The organism is Eubacterium sp. AF36-5BH (assembly GCF_003460505.1).
In the GTDB taxonomy this organism is placed as follows: domain Bacteria; phylum Bacillota; class Clostridia; order Lachnospirales; family Lachnospiraceae; genus Eubacterium_G.
In genome coordinates this window covers 74302-88702 of the sequence record NZ_QTVG01000002.1, presented here as the reverse complement: position 1 = coordinate 88702, position 14401 = coordinate 74302, and the positions used below count along the sequence as shown (strand labels likewise).

Genomic DNA, 14401 nt, shown 5'->3' with positions numbered 1-14401 from the left:
TAATCAAACTCTTCACATTCATATAAATCTTCCAATAAAGTATCCCAATGACATTCTAATTCAAAAATATTTTCTTTTTCATCTTTCATCATTTAAATAATCTCCTTTGTTCTTTGTTTTTGTTTGTGCTTTTATGATTTGTGATTATATATTATCAATACCTTCTTTATATTTTTCCCATTTTATCCTAGCTGCAGGATGATAATATTTTTCTACTTTCGGCTTACACTCCAACTCCTGAATTATTTCCTCAAGAGTACTTACATAAGCTTTATTTTTTCCACAACAAATACATATTTTTTCGGGTGCAATTATTTCTATTTCCCTTTTTATATACTCCTTATACTCATTAATGTACTCATTTAAAACACTCTTTAACTCTGATTTTGCACCTCCTCTTTTATTTATATTCATGTATGCAACCGCTTTCAATTCACTCTCACCAAATTTTTCAAATGATAATTTGGTTAACTTTCTTTTAATATTATGATTTATATTATCTATAACAATTTTTCTAAACCAAAACTCACCATTATCTATTTCTACAGTATTATCTTCTAAGTTTTCGTCAAGCATCCATTGACCATTTGCCTCTTTCAATATGAACAGTATTTTCTTTCCATTATTCCAAGCCTCTTTATCTATTATTCCATCTGGAGTAAATGATTTAGCCGGATTGATTTTTTTCAGATTCTCATGTTCCATATACCTTTTTAAATAGCTACTCTTGTCCTTCTTCCCTTCATTCCATTGTTGCCATTCATCTGCCTGCTTCCTTCTCCATTCATCAAATAAATTATCTAATTGTTCTGTTTTGCTCATAATCATTCTCCTTTGTCTCTAATTTTTCCTGCCTGCTTAACCATGCCTAATAGTCCCACGTAAGCTTTATTTTTTTGTCCATAAAAACTATCTATTATTTCAGTCAGTCTTTTTTATTTCTCTTAATTTTCCTCGTACTTATCCATTGCTGCTTTTAAATCTGCCTTAATGTTATCTACCAGATTTTGTGGACTTAATACCTTTATATGCAATGCATACTGTAACGCCCATTTTCTCATTGACATTTCATTCACGTACACCGAACATGTTACTTCATCGTCTGTTTCGTCCATGAACTGAACCTCTTTCCCAAACCAGTCAAAGATTTCGCTCAATATGTATTTTTTAGCTTTAAACTTCACACGTATGCTTTCGCCGCTAAACATATATATGTGTTCCATAACATGTTTTGGAAGATCAATTCCGTTTTCCAAGCCTTTAACCTGTTTTTGCGGTTTAACCTTTTCTTGAAGCATCTTTATATCTGTCATTCGGTCAACTCTAAAATGAGCCACGTTATCATATTTATCCACATTACAAATTAAATAGTATTTGTCATTGACAGCCACCATTTGATACGGATTAATTATATAAGGTTCACTTTTTCTTGGATGAAGTTTCTTGTCCATTCCGTATTCATTGTATGTAAAAGCAACTTTCCTGTGTTTTGTTATTGCTTCATCCAATATGTCCAGTGTAAAAAATAGCTGATTATTGCGTGGCATATTGTCCGGCAAATTCTGAATATGTTTAACACGTGATTTAAAAAATTCATTAGACAATCCCTCAATCTTTGCAATCATGTCTTTGCATTGTCTAGCCGGTAAATATCTGTTAAACAATAAACTGTCAATTAGAAGTCGTAGCTCACTGTCCGTAAATTCTCTTTTTAAATAAAAGTCAGATAGTATCGAGCTCTCTTCCTTAACTCCCTCTCTGTTTTTTACATAACGAACTGTCTTTGTGTATTCAATTTCATATCCAAAATCAATAAGATTCATAATGTTTCTTTTGATAGTTTTTCGTTCAACAGTAGTGTTATATTCGTTCTTTAATATTTCTGTTGTCTTTATAAAGTATAAAAAAATAGATGCGACATTTTTGCCTCATCTATTTTAAATTACTCTATTAAATTAAAATGTCTTTTATATTATTTTTTCAATGATAAATTACAACATTTTTTACAGTATTATTTTTCCATTCTCACAACATTTACATTATCATCACAATGTAAAGTTTCTAACAGAACATTATTGGATAAATCCAGCTTTGTAATTTTATTATTAGCACAATTAAGTTCTTCTAAAGCTAAATTTTTTGATGTATCCAAATTGGATATTTCATTATATCCACAATCTAATTTTTTCAAGCGTGGATTATGTATAGTATCTAAATCTTTTAATTTATTATTTCCACAATATAAAATTTCCAAATGTTCATTGTTTGAAACATTTATTTGAACTAATTCATTATTATTGCAATAAAGTGAAACTAACTGTTCATTGCCAGCTACATCAATGTTTTCAATATTACAATAACAACAATTCAATGAAGATAATTTTTTATTGTTTGTTACATTCAATGATTTCAGTTTATTATTCGCACAACTAAGAGCTTTTAACTTCTGATTATTTGTTATATCAAGACTTGTTAATTGATTTTCGAAACATTCTAGTACTTCAAGTTCACTACTGTTCTCCACATTTAGGCCAGTCAAACTGTTGCCACTTACATTTAATGTTCTAAGTTCACTTAATCCTGTAATATCCAATGTGCCTGCTAGTTTTTTGTATGTCCAATTAATACTAATAAGTCTACCATCTGACCATGTATATTCTTCTTTGTTTGAAACATCTGTGTTTACTGTTGCACCACTATTCCTTTGATTTTTAATTATTTCTTGTAATGCGTTTACATCATTTTCATTTAATTTTGTATTTTCCGTTTCAGGAGCCTTCGTTGTTGTCTCTTCTGTTGCCCTTGTTGTTGTCTCTGGTACAATTGTAGATTCCTGTTGGTTATTCTTTGAGGTTTGTTCCTCCTGCTTTGTAGTTGTAGGAATATTTTCTTTTATAGGTTTCTTTGTTGGTTTGCTAACATTTTTTGCTTTTTTTACTGTAATTTTACACTTATATTTCTTTTTTCCTACAGTGGCAGTAATTGTAGCCTTTCCACTTTTTTTACCCTTTACTTTTCCTTTTTTTGTGACTGTTGCAATCTTCTTATTTGATGTTGTCCATTTTACTTTCTTTTTATTATTTTGCACCTTTAAAGTAACTGTTTTTCCAACATAAATAGTTATTTTGGTTTTGTTAAGTTTAATTTTTGCCGCACTTACATTTATTGTAGGTATACTAGCAAATACTAGCAAAACCGCAAGAGCTATTGATGTTATTTTTTTTAATTTGTTCATAATTAGTATTCCTCCTTTATTAAATATTAGTATGTACTACATATTAAGTTCTTTTATTAAATTACTTTCCATATCAAGTAACTCGCTAACGTAAACTATTACAATTTTCCTATCAATATTTAATCCCTTAACCCATAAGCAATTATTTTATTATTTGAAGCATCAACATATACAACTAAATCTCCTAATATTGCATCATCTGTTTGATATATAATTTTAAAACTTTCCTCTGGCAATTTTTTATTTTTATCAACTAACGCAATGTTCTTTTCAGACTTAATGTTAATTTTTTTAACTTTCGCCTCATTAATGTTCACTACACTTTTTTTATCATTATTACCTAACTGTGCGTACACAGTATTTATAAGCTTTTTGTAGTCTTTAGTTTCAGTAGTTGTTTCTGTTTTTTCTACAGATTTCTTTTCAGTTATATACCTTACAGCTTTTTCTTTATTATCACTTGTATTGCAACCTGAAACAGATAACATCAAACCACAGATTACACCCATTAAAATAATTTTTTTCATCACTAAACCTCCGATTATCTTACCAATATTTTTTTACTCATCTTTTGTTCTAAATAATACTATCAGACCATCAGTCTATATAGGTTGATGGTCTGATAGCATTAAATTACTTATTCTCTTCAATAAATTCTGTCATCATTCTTGTAAGCTGACTTGCTTTACTTACTCCTAACTTATCACATGTTTCTGCAAACGCATATGCCACATCTTTTTTCAATTTGTATGTTTTTGCAACGTATCCTGCTTTTGCATTCCACTTCTGCGATGCAAGTGTCTGACTATTTGGTTTTCCCTTCGGCATTTTTCTGTTCTCCTTTATACTTCTATATAACAATAATTTATATTGTAACTCCCAATCTTGCCATTAATGCTTCTTGTAACACCTTTGAAACATCTATATCATATATTTCTGATGGACTAATTATTTTTCCATTTTCTTAATATAGCCTTTTTACATCTCCACTTCCAACTCTATAGGACAATGATCCGAACCCATTACATCTTTGTGAATATCTGCGCCCTTTATATTCTTCTCCAGTGCTTTTGAAACAAGAAAATAGTCTATGCGCCAGCCTGCGTTCTTTTCTCTTGCCTTGAACCTGTATGACCACCAACTGTAGCGGCCTTCATCTTCCGGGTAAAAATATCTGAATGTGTCAATGAAACCGGCTTCCAAAAGCGTTGTCATTTTTTCTCGCTCTTCATCTGTAAAACCGGCATTTTTTCTGTTAGTTTTTGGATTTTTTAAATCGATTTCTTTATGAGCAACATTCAAGTCTCCACATATAATAACCGGCTTTGTTTCTTCCAATTTCTTGAGATAGGCTCTGAAATCATCTTCCCATTCCATTCTGTAATCCAAACGTTTTAGTTCATTTTGTGAGTTTGGTGTGTAACAGGTAACCATATAAAACTTTTCAAACTCTAAAGTTATTACTCGCCCTTCCTTGTCATGTTTCTCTATCCCAATACCATAACTTACTGACATAGGTTCTTTTTTTGTAAAAATAGCAGTTCCTGAATAGCCTTTCTTTTCTGCATAATTCCAATACTGATAATATCCGGGCATATCAATTTCTAACTGCCCAGCCTGCATTTTTGATTCCTGTATACAAAAAATATCTGCATCAATTTCGTTAAAAAAATCCATAAACCCTTTTGTTACACAAGCTCTTATTCCATTTACATTCCATGATATTAATTTCATTTTTCTTCTCCTCATTTTTCTACTAGCGTTAATCAATTTACTTAATTTCCAGTTTAACAAATTTTCTCATAAATATGTAGTTAAATAATGCAATAACTCTTCCCACACCAAGCACCGCAGTAACCGTACCAACTCCAATTCTAACAGGTATTGTACTCCAAACAGTTCCCGGCTACTTTCCAAAATTTGCAAATTTTCTCTCTTCCATTTATACTGATAACTGCGATTATTACAAAGGAGACACGCAATGAATTCATTAAAAATCAGAAATTCACTTATTTTAATTTTAACGGCATTAATATGGGGTGTGGCATTTGTAGCTCAAAGTGTTGGTGGCGACAGCCTGGGGCCTTATACTTTTAACTGCATCCGTTCTTTTATAGGTGCATTAGTTTTAATACCTGTTATTTTTATTTTTTCAAAAAACAGTCAATCACCTTTCACTTCAAAAAATAAACAACGAAAGTTTTTAATTTTAGGTGGCTTATGTTGCGGTGCATGCCTTTTCTTAGGAAGTACACTTCAACAGCTTGGCTTATATCTGGGGGCTTCTGCCGGAAAAGCCGGATTTTTAACAGCCTGCTATATTCTGTTAGTGCCAATTATCGGTTTGTTTTTCAAAAATAAATGCGGCATAAATATTTGGATAGGTGTTGTACTTACTTTAATTGGATTATATATGTTGTGTTTTGACGGTTCTTTTTCTTTTAAAGTAGCGGATTTACTTTTGTTACTTTGTGCTTTATTTTTTGCCATACATATTTTAGTTATTAATTATTTTTCGCCGTTGGTAGATGGAATAAAATTATCATGCATACAATTCTTTGTTTGCGGAATTTTAGGTTTGGTGCCAATGTTTTTTTCTGAAATGGGACACTCTTTTGCAAACATCGGCACATGGGCAAAAGTTTTTACATCCCCTAGTGCCTGGATTCCTATTCTATATGCCGGAATTATGTCTTGTGGTGTAGGCTATACAGGTCAGATTATCGGACAAAAAGGTATGAATCCTACTGTCGCCTCGTTACTTTTAAGTTTAGAATCAGTTTTTTCAGTTCTGGCAGGTTGGATTATTCTCGGTGAGACCATGGGACTTAAACAACTCTGCGGCTGCGGACTTATTTTTATAGCAATTGTTTTAGCCCAATTACCTACAAAAACCGGCAAAAGTATTTAGATACAAATGAATATCTTTTATCCATCCATTCTCCAATTAAGCCTACTGCTTTTCCCATTGTAACAATGGTAGAAGCAACTTTAATTACAATAATTGTTTAAACGTTGTTATATATTTATCAGCAATTTCCATAATTGCCCTTTTATTAATTAATGACTTTTCATCTTCTACAGCTACAACTCCAAAACCGCCTCTTTTTGCCGATTCTATTGCTGTTATGATATCTTCAAATACCACGCAGCTATTTTTTTCTATTTCCATTCTTTTAGCTGCTTCTATGTATATGTCAGGATGATTCTTTCCTCTTGGCACCTGATTAACAGTAATAATTTCATCAAAGGAGTCAATTATTCCTTCTCGTTCAAGTGTTGGAATAAATAGTTCCTTGTCGGAAGATGTGGCAATTGAGAGCTTCTTACCCTGCTCTTTCATTTTCTTAATAAAAGTTTTTGCATAGGGCTTACATTGAACCTTGTCCTTGTATTCTTTTTTTGCCATATCAAACCATTCGCGAACTAAATCTTCCGGTCTTTCCTTATAAAGTCCAAATCTTTCAATTGTATAAACTGCTGCATTTTCTGCTCCCATTGGAGAGATTGTCTCAACATAATCTTCAGGAACCTGAAAACCTCTGTCTCCCAAAAACTTTATATCAACCATATCCCATACCCAGGAACTGTCAATTATAGTCCCATCTAAATCAAAAATCAATCCCTGTGCTTTCTCAATCATCCCTTTTCCTTTCGTAATATTTCTTATAAACCATATACAGTAATGTCAAACCTACTAATGGAACAAATGAATATTTAAGAAAGTGCTGCGGAGCCGTCGGTTCACAAAGGCAGCGTAGTCGGCTTTGTAGAACCGCTACGAGCGAAGAGCAGCGGGAGCGTGCTTTCGTAATATTCATTTGTTTCTGTAGTGAGATTGGAAATAATCTGTAAATTCTAAATCAATGCTTCCATTTCATCAAGAAGTTCCCTGAACAATTGCAATGCCTCTCTTACAGGTTCTTTTTTTGTCATGTCCACACCTGCTAATTTAAGCAAATCAATTGGAGCTTTTGAACCACCACCTGTTAAGAATTTCATATAATCTTTTACTCCTGCTTCTCCTTCTTTCATTATTTTTCTTGAAAGAGTTATTGCAGCTGAAATTCCCGTTGCATACTGATATACATAAAAAGGATTGTAAAAGTGTGGTATTCTTGCCCACTCTAAAGCGATTTCCTTATCAAGTACAATATCCTCACCAAAATACAATTTGTTCAAATCATAATATGTTTCACACAATACATCTGCTGTTAGTGTTTCTCCTTTTTGAACCATTTCGTGTGTTATTTTTTCAAATTCAGCAAACATTGTCTGACGATACAATGTTCCTTTAAACTGTTCCAAAAAGTGATTAATTAAATACGCTCTTGTTTCTTTGTCTTTTGTTTTCTTTAATAAATCGTGAATTAAAAGGGATTCATTGCATGTAGATGCCACTTCTGCCACAAAGATTTTATAACCTGCATTAATGTAGGTCTGGTTTGCATCTGAATAATATGAGTGCAGAGCATGTCCCATTTCGTGTGCCAAAGTAAATACATGGTCCAAAGTTCCCTGAAAATTTAAAAGTACATAAGGATGTGTTCCGTATGCGCCCCATGAATATGCACCGCTTCTTTTTCCTTCATTCTCGTACACATCAATCCAACGGTTATCAAAACCTTCCTGAAGTTTACTTAAATATTCTTCTCCCATAGGTGCAAGACCTTCTTTTACTATTGTCTTAGCTTCCTCAAAGGAATATTTTTTACTTGGAGCCTTTGCAATTGGTGCGTAAATATCATACATATGAAGCTCTTCTACACCTAAAGCTTTCTGGCGAAGCCTTACATATCTATACATTAAATCCATGTTTTCGTGAACAACTTTTATAAGATTATCGTACACGCTTTCAGGAATATTGCTGCCATCCAGATACATTGCTCTTGAAGATGGATACTTTCTTACGTCAGCATAAAAATTTGCCTGTTCCACGTTTGCATTATAAGTAGCCGCAATTGTATTTTTCATTGCACCATAAGTATTGTAAAGTCCTGTAAAAGCATTCTTTCTTAATTCTCTATCTTCTCCTGATAAAATCGGGACAAAATTTCCATGAGTAATTTTTATTTCTTTTCCTTCACTATCCTTAACTGTAGGAAAATCAATGTCCGCTCCATTATACATGGCATAAATATTATCAGCGGCATTTGCCATCTTTTTACTTTTTGCCAATATTTCTTCTGTTTTCTTATCTAAAGTGTGCTTTTTACTTCTTAATATTTCTTCAATATATCTTTTATAGTTGTTTAATTTTTCATCTTCTAACCACTGGTTAATTGTGGCTTCATCTATTTCAAGAACCTCTGGTTCAAAAAATGCACTTGCACTGCCAATATCTACAACAAGTTTCTGTGCTTTTCCTGAATATGCCTGATACTTTCCATTACCCATGTCTTCATGATATTTTTGATTTGCATAAACATAAAGTCTTTCAGCAAGCAAACTTATTTCATCATTAAATTTCAAAAACTCTATTAGTTTATCTTTGCTGTCTTTTATTTTTCCTGAAAACTCTTTGTACTTAGCTACTTCTTTTGTAGCCTTTTCAAAATCTTCTTCCCAAACTTTATCACTTGGGAACATATCTTCCATGTTCCATGTGTCGTTAATTTTTTGTTCTGATCTTTTCATATTACACTCTTTCCTTTATAAATATCCCAATTTTTCATTAATGTCATAAACTTCTACAAATATCCCAAACTTCCATTAATGTACAAACTTCTACAAACATTCTAAGCTTTCATTAATATCACTAATTTCTACAAATATCCCAAACTTCTTAAAACAAAAATTATGCCTGTTATTGAAAATGCTGAGAATAAAGTTGTAAGAACAATTACGCTACTTGTTAATGTTCCTTCTGACCTCATGCTCTTAGCCATTACATAGCAACTTGGTGTTGTTGGTGAGCCTAGCATAATTACAAGTGCCATTAATTCATCGTTTCTAAAGCCCATTTTTATGGCAATTGGAAGGAATATTAATGGCCAGCCAACTAATTTTAAAGCTGTGGCAATTACTGCCGGTTTCATTCTCTCTATTGCTTTTCCAAATTCGAAACTACCACCGATGGCTAAAAGCGCCAAAGGTGTTGTGATTTTTGCAAAGTTGTTTACTGTGTTATCAAGCATTGGTGGAAATTTTATTTTTAACGCTGAAAAAATAACACCTATTACAATACCTAAAATAATTGGATTTGTAGCTATTCCCTTTAATGTTTTTGCTAATGTTTTCTCCTGTTTTGCTCCCTTTTCAGGACACTCAACAGTAAGAATTATAACCGCATACACATTATAAAGAGGCACTGCTCCGATTATCATTAACGGTAACATTCCTGCGTCTCCATAAATATTTAAAATAAAAGCTGCTCCTAAAACTGCTGCACTACTTCTATAAGATGCCTGTACAAATTCTGCAATTATGCTTTTGTCCTTCATTACTATCTTGGTAACAATAGTTGTTCCTATACAACATAGCAACGTAACAAAAAAGCAAAACAAAACGTATGTTAAATCAAACTTTTTTAGGAAATCATTATTCATCATGTCCTGAATCAACAAAAGTGGTAATGTTACCGTAAATGTTAATTTGTTTGATGCTTTAATGAAGCCATCATTTATCCAACCTATTTTCTTAAATATGTAACCTGCAACAATAACTACAAAAACAGGAACTGTTGCGTTTAAACTATAAATTAAATTATCCATTTATGTCATCTCTTTTCTACTTGCTGTTTTCCAAAATAATATTTTGTAAGTTGGGATTGAATTTTCCTTCTTTAATCATGGCAATCTCATAACCGTAAGGGGCGTATGATTTCTTTGAGTTTTCAGGATCTTTGACGTAAGGTGTCTCTAATATTTTAGGCACATTTTCAAAATCCTTCATATATATAATTTCTCTTAAAGTATCATAGCCAATGTTTCCAAAACCAATATTTTCGTGTCTGTCTTTTCCGGCACCACATGGATTTTTACTGTCATTAATGTGGAAAACAGCAATTTGGTCAGCACCTATTATTTTGTCAAACTGTGTAAAAGTACCGCTTAAATCATTAACTAAGTCATACCCGCTGTCATTTACATGGCATGTGTCAAAACAAACTCTTAACTTGTCATTGTATTTTACTCCATCGTAAATTCTTGCAAGTTCCTCAAAATTTCTTCCAATCTCACTGCCTTTTCCAGCCATTGTTTCAAGTGCCACATATACATCTGTGTCCTTTGTTAACACATTATTTAATCCTTTTATAATCTGGTTGATGCCTACATCCACGCCTGCACCAACGTGAGATCCCGGATGTAAAACCATAACTTTACTTCCCATTGCACTGCTTCTTTCTAATTCTGTGCCAAGAAAAGTTTCTGCTATCTCAAAAGTTTCAGGTTTTATCGTATTTCCTAAATTAATAATATATGGTGCATGAATTATGATTTCTTCTATATCATTTTCCTTCATGTACTCCCATGCCTTATCTATATTTAATTCGCTTATGTCTTTTCTTCTTGTGTTCTGTGGTGCTCCTGTGTATGCCATAAATACATTCGCACCGTAAGTCTTAGCTTCTTTTGCTGAACCTAAAAGCATGTCTTTTCCACTCATTTTTACATGAGAACCTATTTTTAACATATTTCTATCCTTTCCCGCCGTACATTTTTTACATACAGACGCTTTTTTAATATAGCACAGATAGTGTATTTTTTCTATTAGGTTTGTTATAATAAAAAACGAACATTTTCTTTATGGCAACAGTGATTAAATTATTTTAAATAACTTTTTCTGTTAGAAATGAGGTGAAACAATGAACCCTGATTATGTTATAAACAGAACCAGTGCTTTTACATTAGGATTAATAAAAAACTGCAAAAATATTCACAAAATCTGTTCCACTGTGGATAATCTTCAATATGAATTTTTTTTGGAAGACGACTTTTCAATATGTAAAAATCTTCCACGATTATACTATGGAACTTTTAACGAAAAAATTGTTGGCTTTCTTTCTGTTTTTGTAATAGATGATTCCCATTGTGAAATCTGTATGTTTGTTATGCCTAAATATCGTGGTGGGCATCTTGGTAGAAATCTTTTTATGGAATTTCAGGAAGATTACATAAACTTCTATGTGGAAACAAGCATTCATCCAAACAATATTTTTGGAAAAAATTACATTAATACTTTAGCTTTTCAATATAATAATTCTAATGTATTAATGGAATTGGATTTAAAAGATTTTGTAAATCACAACACTATTGAAAATATAGATTACGAATATGAGGATGGATATTTTTATTTATATAATGATAATATTCCTATTGGAAGCTGTCTTGTTACTTCAATTCTTCCTGATTGTGCCTGCATATCGGAAGTTGCCATTGATGACAATTTTCAAAACAAAGGCTATGGCTACAAGTTTCTCGCATTTGTTTTCAGGAAAATTTCAAAAGACTATCACTTTGTAGTTTTACATGTGGAAAAAGGAAACATACCCGCTTACAAACTTTATACAAAAATGGGATTTGTAGAAAAGGAAACATCTGTAACCTATAGTAAAAGCCTATAAAGTAACCGGCTTGTGACCCCCCTATAAGTTAGATTTTATAATCCAACCTTTCGGATATCAGTTCATGCCACATACTTTATAGGCTTTTTATTTTATAATTTCTGTTCTGAATTTTTACTATAATCTTTATTTCACTGTCATTTTTTTTTACTGTCAGTTATTAACTTTTTAATTCTTATTTGCTGCTTTTATTATCAATTGAGTATGTTTCATGCTCAAACTTTTCAACATCAACTTTTCCCTGTGACCAATATTTAAACTCTGCTTTTGCAATTATGCCATCTCGCTTTACAAAAGTATTAGTCCAATATCTTGCATCACTTGATCTGTTTCGGTTATCACCTAACATAAAATAACTGTCTTCAGGAACATTATATGTTAATGGCTCGTCTGATCCATTAACTTCTGTCCACTCTTCAGGTAAGTAAGGTTCCTCTAAAGGTGTTTTACTGTCGTTTATATAAATCTTTGCATTCTTTATAACCACTTTATCACCAGGTAAACCAATAACTCGTTTAACATAGTATTTTTCATCGCTTGGGCTGTTTTCGTTAAAATCAGGATTTTCAAAAATAACAATGTCACCACGCTGTGGATCTGAGAACCAATATGCAGTTCTAAGTCCTATCATTCTATCTCCAATCTGGATAGTGTTAAGCATGGAACCTGATGGAACATTTGCATTCATAATAATTACGTTGTTTACAACAAAAGCAATTACCACTGCAATTACAAAAATTTTAACCCAGCTTAAAATTTCTCTTACAAGACTAAACTCCTGCTGATCCTTTTTATTTTTTTTACCCTTCTTTTTGGTCTCTTTATTTTGATTACTTGAATCTTCGGACTTGGCTGTTTCTTCACCAGATGTTTCTGTATTGTCTAAAGCTTCACCTTCTTCAAAATTATTTTCTGAACTGTTTTCAGTTGTATTGTTTTTTGAATCGTATACAGAATTGTTTTCTTCTGTAATTTCATTATTGTTAATATTGTCTTTATTCATGTTCATACCTTTCTTTTGGTTTTCACCACTCGTTCTAGTATAATAGAAGCAACTCCGTTATGCAATAAATGATTTGTAAGAATAATGTGAATATTCTGTGTTTTATCTGATAAAGTTAGTTTTTACCGGTGCTTCAGGTTCAGGATGAACAATTCCGTTTTCTTTTCCAAGTTCAATACATTTAAGTATCCAAGCCATGTTTCTGCCTATATTTCTAACTATCTGAAGACCTTCTAAATCCTGTTTTACTTCATCAGGATTACTTCCATGAACCATTGGCCAGTAATTTCCATTGATTAAAGGCATATGGAAAAATTCAGGTATCTTTACCATCTCATCAAGTGCTGTTGTTGTACCTGCTCTTCTTGCACTTACAACCATTGCAGCCGGTTTATACTTCAAATCCTTTCCTGCACTCCATGAAAGTCTATGCATAAATCCCATCATGTTTCCACTAATTGAAGCATAATGCACAGGGCTTCCAAACACTACTGCGTCAACATCCTTTAATTTCTTTGCTGCCTCTACAACTTCGCCGCCGTACACGCACTCACCGGTCTTACTACATCCACCACAGCCCATGCAGCTTCCCTGTGGATGAGCACCCACATGCATGATTTCTGTTTCTACCCCTTCTTCATTTAAAACCTTTGCCATTTCTTCCAAAGCTGTATATGTACATCCTTTTGCTTTCGGACTACCGTTAAACATTAATACCTTCATATATTTCCTCCAAAAAATAAACATACCAATTTTAAATCTTAATCTTTTAACCTTTGGTATTATAACACAATTTTCTTTATATTTATATGTTTTCTTCTATTGTAATATATTCATAAATTTGATACCCTATTCTTTATGAAAACTTTTTAAGAATTAAAAATATACAATTGGAGGATTTCACAATGAACTTTTTAGAAGAAAGAATTGTAAAAGACGGCATTGTTAAAGAAGGCAATGTATTAAAAGTTGACAGCTTCCTAAATCATCAGATGGACATTAATTTATTTGAAGAAATGGGTGCTGAATTTAAACATCGTTTTGCTGATGCAAACATTACAAAAATCGTAACTATTGAATCATCTGGTATTGGTATTGCATGTATTGTTGCAAGATATTTTAATGTGCCTGTTGTTTTTGCAAAAAAATCAAAGAGCATTAATATTGACGGTGATATGTATGTAGCCGAAGTCGAATCATTTACACATAAGTGCAAGAATCAGGTTATTGTTTCAAAGAAATTTTTAAATGAAGATGACCATATTCTTATTATTGATGACTTCCTTGCTAATGGTTGTGCTCTTCAGGGATTAATTTCTATTGTCAGTGAAGCTGGTGGAACTGTTGAAGGTATTGGCATTGCCATCGAAAAAGGCTTCCAGGCAGGTGGCCGTATGATTAGAAATCTTGGTTATCGTCTGGAATCTCTTGCCATTGTAGACAACATGGATGCAGAAAATGGAACTATTGAATTTCGCGAACAATAATTTATTTGCAAATAATAACGCAAATAATCATATGAAAAACTCCATTGATTTTTAGTATAAATTAGTGTTACAAACTATGGAATTTCTATAAAATACAGGAGAGATATTTA

At 32.2% G+C, this 14401-nt stretch carries 15 protein-coding genes; 3 read left to right on the top strand and 12 right to left on the bottom strand.

All coding sequences use genetic code 11. The features are described from left to right. Positions 1-144: 144 nt before the first annotated feature. The 6 genes from DW006_RS01900 to DW006_RS01875 form a co-directional block, all read right to left on the bottom strand. Positions 145-822 carry a hypothetical protein gene (locus DW006_RS01900; protein WP_117998802.1) on the bottom strand — a complete coding sequence of 226 codons (678 nt, stop codon included), beginning with the start codon at positions 820-822 and terminating at the stop codon, positions 145-147. Positions 823-944: 122 nt separating this feature from the next. After that, on the bottom strand, positions 945-1823 hold the full coding sequence (locus DW006_RS01895) for a WYL domain-containing protein (RefSeq protein ID WP_117998801.1): 879 nt from the start codon (positions 1821-1823) through the stop codon (positions 945-947). Positions 1824-2011: 188 nt separating this feature from the next. Then, positions 2012-3235, bottom strand: a complete 1224-nt coding sequence (locus DW006_RS01890) for a leucine-rich repeat domain-containing protein (protein ID WP_117998800.1) — start codon at positions 3233-3235, stop codon at positions 2012-2014. A 119-nt stretch (positions 3236-3354) separates the two neighbouring features. Then, entirely contained in the window at positions 3355-3762 is a 408-nt protein-coding gene (locus DW006_RS01885) for a hypothetical protein (RefSeq protein ID WP_117998799.1), read from the bottom strand. 106 nt (positions 3763-3868) lie between these two features. Beyond that, on the bottom strand, positions 3869-4063 hold the full coding sequence (locus DW006_RS01880; RefSeq protein WP_117998798.1) for a chemotaxis protein: 195 nt from the start codon (positions 4061-4063) through the stop codon (positions 3869-3871). Positions 4064-4213: 150 nt separating this feature from the next. Beyond that, positions 4214-4969, bottom strand: coding sequence for an exodeoxyribonuclease III (locus tag DW006_RS01875; RefSeq protein WP_117998797.1), 756 nt, complete (start codon positions 4967-4969; stop codon positions 4214-4216). Positions 4970-5216: 247 nt separating this feature from the next. Between DW006_RS01875 and DW006_RS01870 the strand changes: the two genes are divergently transcribed. Further along, a complete protein-coding gene (locus DW006_RS01870) occupies positions 5217-6146 on the top strand; it encodes a DMT family transporter (RefSeq protein ID WP_117998796.1) in 930 nt (309 codons plus the stop codon). Between the two features lie 84 nt (positions 6147-6230). Here the strand turns inward: DW006_RS01870 and DW006_RS01865 are convergent, their stop codons facing one another. The 4 genes from DW006_RS01865 to DW006_RS01850 form a co-directional block, all read right to left on the bottom strand. After that, positions 6231-6878: an HAD family phosphatase gene (locus tag DW006_RS01865; protein WP_022165285.1), complete on the bottom strand. Its 648-nt coding sequence runs from the start codon at positions 6876-6878 to the stop codon at positions 6231-6233. A 215-nt stretch (positions 6879-7093) separates the two neighbouring features. Continuing rightward, a complete protein-coding gene (gene pepF / locus DW006_RS01860) occupies positions 7094-8872 on the bottom strand; it encodes an oligoendopeptidase F (RefSeq protein WP_117998795.1) in 1779 nt (592 codons plus the stop codon). A 128-nt stretch (positions 8873-9000) separates the two neighbouring features. Continuing rightward, positions 9001-9948, bottom strand: a complete 948-nt coding sequence (locus tag DW006_RS01855) for an AEC family transporter (RefSeq protein WP_117998794.1) — start codon at positions 9946-9948, stop codon at positions 9001-9003. A 16-nt stretch (positions 9949-9964) separates the two neighbouring features. Then, positions 9965-10870 carry a deoxyribonuclease IV gene (locus DW006_RS01850; protein WP_117998793.1) on the bottom strand — a complete coding sequence of 302 codons (906 nt, stop codon included), beginning with the start codon at positions 10868-10870 and terminating at the stop codon, positions 9965-9967. A 172-nt stretch (positions 10871-11042) separates the two neighbouring features. Here DW006_RS01850 and DW006_RS01845 point away from each other — a divergent pair, with 172 nt between their 5' ends. Next, positions 11043-11801 carry a GNAT family N-acetyltransferase gene (locus DW006_RS01845; protein WP_117998792.1) on the top strand — a complete coding sequence of 253 codons (759 nt, stop codon included), beginning with the start codon at positions 11043-11045 and terminating at the stop codon, positions 11799-11801. A 175-nt stretch (positions 11802-11976) separates the two neighbouring features. Here the strand turns inward: DW006_RS01845 and lepB are convergent, their stop codons facing one another. Both lepB and DW006_RS01835 read right to left on the bottom strand, forming a co-directional pair. Further along, positions 11977-12810: a signal peptidase I gene (gene lepB, locus DW006_RS01840; RefSeq protein WP_243002557.1), complete on the bottom strand. Its 834-nt coding sequence runs from the start codon at positions 12808-12810 to the stop codon at positions 11977-11979. Positions 12811-12906: 96 nt separating this feature from the next. Continuing rightward, positions 12907-13527 (bottom strand): flavodoxin family protein, encoded by a 621-nt coding sequence (locus DW006_RS01835; protein ID WP_117998790.1) that lies wholly within the window; start codon positions 13525-13527, stop codon positions 12907-12909. 182 nt (positions 13528-13709) lie between these two features. On the opposite strand from DW006_RS01835, the gene DW006_RS01830 reads away from it, so the two are divergent. After that, positions 13710-14291 (top strand): xanthine phosphoribosyltransferase, encoded by a 582-nt coding sequence (locus DW006_RS01830; protein ID WP_117998789.1) that lies wholly within the window; start codon positions 13710-13712, stop codon positions 14289-14291. The last annotated feature ends 110 nt before the right edge of the window (positions 14292-14401 follow it).

Excerpts from the sequence above, each read along its gene's own strand:
- DW006_RS01895 (WP_117998801.1), bottom strand. The coding sequence starts at position 1,823 with ATGAATCTTATTGATTTTGGATATGAAATTGAATACACAAAGACAGTT.
- lepB (WP_243002557.1), bottom strand. The coding sequence starts at position 12,810 with ATGAACATGAATAAAGACAATATTAACAATAATGAAATTACAGAAGAA.
- DW006_RS01880 (WP_117998798.1), bottom strand. The coding sequence starts at position 4,063 with ATGCCGAAGGGAAAACCAAATAGTCAGACACTTGCATCGCAGAAGTGG.
- DW006_RS01830 (WP_117998789.1), top strand. The coding sequence starts at position 13,710 with ATGAACTTTTTAGAAGAAAGAATTGTAAAAGACGGCATTGTTAAAGAA.
- DW006_RS01890 (WP_117998800.1), bottom strand. The coding sequence starts at position 3,235 with ATGAACAAATTAAAAAAAATAACATCAATAGCTCTTGCGGTTTTGCTA.
- DW006_RS01865 (WP_022165285.1), bottom strand. The coding sequence starts at position 6,878 with ATGATTGAGAAAGCACAGGGATTGATTTTTGATTTAGATGGGACTATA.
- DW006_RS01850 (WP_117998793.1), bottom strand. The coding sequence starts at position 10,870 with ATGTTAAAAATAGGTTCTCATGTAAAAATGAGTGGAAAAGACATGCTT.
- DW006_RS01870 (WP_117998796.1), top strand. The coding sequence starts at position 5,217 with ATGAATTCATTAAAAATCAGAAATTCACTTATTTTAATTTTAACGGCA.
- pepF (WP_117998795.1), bottom strand. The coding sequence starts at position 8,872 with ATGAAAAGATCAGAACAAAAAATTAACGACACATGGAACATGGAAGAT.
- DW006_RS01875 (WP_117998797.1), bottom strand. The coding sequence starts at position 4,969 with ATGAAATTAATATCATGGAATGTAAATGGAATAAGAGCTTGTGTAACA.
- DW006_RS01835 (WP_117998790.1), bottom strand. The coding sequence starts at position 13,527 with ATGAAGGTATTAATGTTTAACGGTAGTCCGAAAGCAAAAGGATGTACA.
- DW006_RS01885 (WP_117998799.1), bottom strand. The coding sequence starts at position 3,762 with ATGAAAAAAATTATTTTAATGGGTGTAATCTGTGGTTTGATGTTATCT.
- DW006_RS01855 (WP_117998794.1), bottom strand. The coding sequence starts at position 9,948 with ATGGATAATTTAATTTATAGTTTAAACGCAACAGTTCCTGTTTTTGTA.
- DW006_RS01900 (WP_117998802.1), bottom strand. The coding sequence starts at position 822 with ATGAGCAAAACAGAACAATTAGATAATTTATTTGATGAATGGAGAAGG.
- DW006_RS01845 (WP_117998792.1), top strand. The coding sequence starts at position 11,043 with ATGAACCCTGATTATGTTATAAACAGAACCAGTGCTTTTACATTAGGA.